Origin of the sequence: Nitrosomonas europaea, from assembly GCF_900167395.1 — a bacterium.
Classification (GTDB): Bacteria; Pseudomonadota; Gammaproteobacteria; order Burkholderiales; family Nitrosomonadaceae; genus Nitrosomonas; species Nitrosomonas europaea.
Genome location: NZ_FUWK01000069.1, coordinates 1 through 3,673, shown reverse-complemented (window position 1 = coordinate 3,673; position 3,673 = coordinate 1). Strand labels below are relative to the sequence as shown.

The window sequence follows — 3,673 nt, the reverse complement described above, 5'->3', positions numbered from 1 at the left end:
GGCCAAGCCCACTGTGTCAGTGAGCGCCGCAAGCCCCAGATCAAACACGCCATCACAAACAAGGATGTGGAGTTTCATGGCAACAATGATATCAATATTGTCATTATTGTCTATAGAGATGGCTGTCATGACGACTTAGACTGCAGGCTCGTCGATCCCTTCACCCACTTTCAGGTTCACTCCAACCCGAGGCATGACCATGACAAAACTCCCCGTACTCGCCCTGCTGTGCTCTTCGCTGTTGCTGCCCCTCGCCGCGCATGCCGGCGATGGATGCGACGGCCTGCCGAACTGGCAGCAGCTCAAGCAGGCCCTCGCCAATGCCCGCAAGGACGCCAACGGCGGCTTCAACCTCGACATGTGTGGCACCGTGGTGGCGACCGACGGCACGGTTTGCGCCGTGGCGCATACCGGCGCCAAGGTCGGCGACCAGTGGCTCGGCAGTCGCGTGATCTCCGCGCAGAAGGCGAACACCGCGAATGCCTTCAGCCTACCGGGCCTCGCGCTGTCCACCGCTAACCTCTATTCGGCCACGCAGCCTGGCGGCAGCCTGTTCGGCCTGCAGTTTTCCAACCCGGTCGATACGCAGGTAGCCTACGCCGGCAGTGCCGCGGACTTCGGCACGGCGAAGGATCCGCTGGTGGGCGCGCGGATCGGCGGCGTGAACGTGTTCGGCGGCGGCCTTGCCCTGTACGACGCGAAGGGAACGCGGGTGGGCGCGCTCGGCGTCAGCGGCGATTCCTCTTGCGCCGACCACAACATCGCGTGGAAGACCCGCCACGCGCTCGCGCTGGACTACGTGCCGGCCGGCGTCAGTCCCGCGAAGGACGACAACATCGTCTATCTCGACAAGGCCGAGCAGGCCAATGGCTTCAAACACCCGATGTGTGGCGGAACCGAGGACAAGGTGACCCTGCCCCCGGTGCGAAAGCGGTAAGTTGAGCCACAACGGGCGGGCACGCCCCGCCCTTGTGCAACGACCGGGAAGCCGCCGCATGGCCACCATTGGAAGCACGCCAGAGGCCACCACTGTGTACGGCATGCCGGCCTACGCCGACCGGGCCGCGGCCGTGGACGAAGTGCATGCGCGCCCGCATCCGCTGCTCCAGCCCCCGCGCGGCCTACTGCAATTCGCCTTCAGAAACCAGCGCGAGCTCTCCAATGTCGCATGACCGCCTTGCTTGACCAGATCCTCCCAGGCCCCCGCCATGCCATACAGGCGCAGATCTTTGAGCTCTTTGTCCAACTCACGCATGATCGGCCTCCTGCGCGACAATGTCTGTGCGCAGGCTGTCGTAGCGCGCCGTGTCGGCCAGGGGGGGCCTGGCTCACCTGCAGGATGGTCGCAACTGTCTCGGGCAGGGGCTGTGCCTGCAAGCGTGCCAGCACGTTGATGACGTGTTCGCAGCTCACAGCTTCGCAAGATCGAAGGGCAGAGCCTTGGGTATAAAGTGGCTCGTTTCTTCGGTCTTCTGGGGCGGTGATTTACGCGAGCTGCAGTGTCGGATAGTCTGTATAGCCCTTGGCGCCACCTGCGTAGAACGTGTTGGAGTCAGGCGCGTTCAGCGGTGCCTTGGCCCTGATGCGTGCGGGCAGGTCCGGGTTAGCCAGGAAGGCGGTGCCAAAGGCCACAGCGTCAAGCCTACCTTCGGCAATAGCTGCCTCTGCCTCATCAGCGCTGTAACCCATATTGCCCACCAACACACCCTTGTACTTTTCACGCGCTACGGGCATGACATCGGCCTTCTGCACGCCGAAGAAATCGGCGCGCATCACGTGCAGGTAGGCTAGCTTGAAGGCATTGAGCCTATCGGCCAGGAAGCCGATGAGGGCCAGCGGGTCGCTGTCTTTCATGCTGTTGAAGCTGTTGAGGGGCGACAGGCGCAGGCCCACACGTTCGGAACCGATCGCCTGGGTCACGGCAGTGAGTACCTCGAACAGCAAACGTGCACGGTTTTCCAGCGATCCGCCGTAAGCATCGGTGCGCTGGTTGGGCGTGTCGCGCAGAAACTGGTCAATCAGGTAGCCGTTGGCGCCGTGTACTTCCACACCATCAAAGCCGGCGGCAATGGCGTTGCGCGCGCCTTGAGCAAACGCAGCGACGATGCCGGGAATCTCGTCGACGGTCAGGGGGCGGGGCACCGCGTGCGGCACCTTGCCTTGGGGCGTGTGGATCTCACCCTCAATAGCGGTGGCGCTGCTGGAGACAATGGGGGCGCCATCGGCAGCGCCAGGGTAGGCTGCGCGGCCAGCGTGCCAGATCTGCATGAAGATGCGTCCGCCCTTGGCGTGCACCGCGTCGGTCACCTGCCTCCAGGCTGCAATCTGCGCGTCGTTGTAGATGCCAGGCTCATTGACGAAGGCCGATGTACCGGGCGCCACCATGGTGCATTCGGAAATCAGCAGGCCGCCGGTGGCTCGCTGGCTGTAGTACTCGGCCATCAGCGCGTTGGGCATGTGGCCAGCGTCGGCACGGGCGCGTGTCAGTGGTGCCAGAAGGATGCGGTTGGGCAGGGTGAGAGAACCTACTTGAAGTGGATTGAATAACATGTGGATGAAACCCCAGATTGGTGAACAAAAAACAATGGTAAAGCTAACAGTATTCCCAATACTCAGAAGACGCAAGTGGGTAAGCCTTTGCTTCCGACAGTTTCGCGGCTGTCTCCAGCCGTACATGCACCAAACGCCTTTGGTCATCCACCGCGTCGCAACTCCCTGACACCCCGGCCCAGCTTGCGGCGCAACAGGGCCCGCAGGGTCACCCCATCCGAGTACCCGACCTGTGCGGCGACCTGGTCGACGCTGGCGTTCCCGGTGCGCAAGAGATGGACGGCATGCTCCACGCGCAGGTCCTGGAAATACGACAGCGGTGTCTTTCCCAAAACGCTTTGCAGCCGCCGCGCCAAGGTGCGCTCGCTTGTGCCCGCGGCGCTGGCCGCCTCGGCCAGCGAGAACCCCTTCGCGAGCTGACGTCTGGCCCAGCACTCGAAGCGCTCCACCATCGGGTCGGCATGTGCAAGGTGGTCGGGAATCACGAACTCGGCTTGCGAACTGCGTGCCTCGACCAGCAGATAGCGTGCCACTAGGGCCGCCAGCGCTGGACTGCGCCCCCGGATGATGCGCAAGGCCAAGTCGACGTGGGCTAAAGCGGCACCCGCGGTAGTGAAGCGTGTCGAGTTCACGATCATGCGTGACTCGTCCAGCGTGACGTTCGGATAGCGCTGCCGAAACATCGGCCCCAGCCACCATGACGTCGTCGCACGATGTCCATCAAGCAGGCCACTCTCTGCAAGCAAGAAACTACCGGAGCAGGCGGCACCAAGGTGCGCGCCAGCGGTGGACCACTGCTGTAGCATGGCGACCGCATCGGGCACGTCGGGGCGTGTGAGCCGAGCCGAGAGCGTGTCAGGCATCTTGTCACCAAACGCGGGCACGAGCACGACGTCTGGTTCCGGCACACCACGCGCAGTGACCACGGGGACCGTCAAGCCTTGCGCAGTTCGGATGCGACGCCGCACGCCCACCAGCGTGAGCTCTATGTGCGCGGGAGCCTGTGGCAGCGAGCCCGACATCGCATTGGCCAAGCCCACTGTGTCAGTGAGCGCCGCAAGCCCCAGATCAAACACGCCATCACAAACAAGGATGTGGAGTTTCATGGCAACAATGATATCAA

At 63.2% G+C, this 3,673-nt stretch carries 4 protein-coding genes and 3 pseudogenes; 2 read left to right on the top strand and 5 right to left on the bottom strand.

The genetic code is table 11. From position 1 onward, the window contains the following. Window positions 1-129, bottom strand: a pseudogene (locus B5D58_RS14530) (GlxA family transcriptional regulator); the annotation flags it as partial. Window positions 130-199: 70 nt separating this feature from the next. Here B5D58_RS14530 and B5D58_RS13250 point away from each other — a divergent pair. Further along, entirely contained in the window at window positions 200-937 is a 738-nt protein-coding gene (locus B5D58_RS13250) for a GlcG/HbpS family heme-binding protein (protein ID WP_011112966.1), read from the top strand. 58 nt (window positions 938-995) lie between these two features. After that, window positions 996-1,172, top strand: a complete 177-nt coding sequence (locus tag B5D58_RS14390; RefSeq protein ID WP_244855635.1) for a hypothetical protein — start codon at window positions 996-998, stop codon at window positions 1,170-1,172. Between the two features lie 75 nt (window positions 1,173-1,247). Here the strand turns inward: B5D58_RS14390 and B5D58_RS14260 are convergent. From B5D58_RS14260 to B5D58_RS14520, 4 genes and pseudogenes are all read right to left on the bottom strand, one after another. Beyond that, window positions 1,248-1,413: pseudogene (locus B5D58_RS14260) on the bottom strand (IS21 family transposase); the annotation flags it as partial. A 72-nt stretch (window positions 1,414-1,485) separates the two neighbouring features. Next, window positions 1,486-2,550 carry an alkene reductase gene (locus tag B5D58_RS13240; protein WP_011112968.1) on the bottom strand — a complete coding sequence of 355 codons (1,065 nt, stop codon included), beginning with the start codon at window positions 2,548-2,550 and terminating at the stop codon, window positions 1,486-1,488. 143 nt (window positions 2,551-2,693) lie between these two features. Next, window positions 2,694-3,002, bottom strand: coding sequence for a helix-turn-helix domain-containing protein (locus B5D58_RS14525; protein WP_371937213.1), 309 nt, complete (start codon window positions 3,000-3,002; stop codon window positions 2,694-2,696). A gap of 171 nt (window positions 3,003-3,173) precedes the next feature. After that, window positions 3,174-3,572 (bottom strand): annotated as a pseudogene (locus tag B5D58_RS14520) (type 1 glutamine amidotransferase family protein); the annotation flags it as partial. Between the last annotated feature and the right edge of the window lie 101 nt (window positions 3,573-3,673).

Excerpts from the sequence above, each read along its gene's own strand:
- B5D58_RS13250 (WP_011112966.1), top strand. The coding sequence starts at position 200 with ATGACAAAACTCCCCGTACTCGCCCTGCTGTGCTCTTCGCTGTTGCTG.
- B5D58_RS14390 (WP_244855635.1), top strand. The coding sequence starts at position 996 with ATGGCCACCATTGGAAGCACGCCAGAGGCCACCACTGTGTACGGCATG.
- B5D58_RS13240 (WP_011112968.1), bottom strand. The coding sequence starts at position 2,550 with ATGTTATTCAATCCACTTCAAGTAGGTTCTCTCACCCTGCCCAACCGC.
- B5D58_RS14525 (WP_371937213.1), bottom strand. The coding sequence starts at position 3,002 with ATGGTGGAGCGCTTCGAGTGCTGGGCCAGACGTCAGCTCGCGAAGGGG.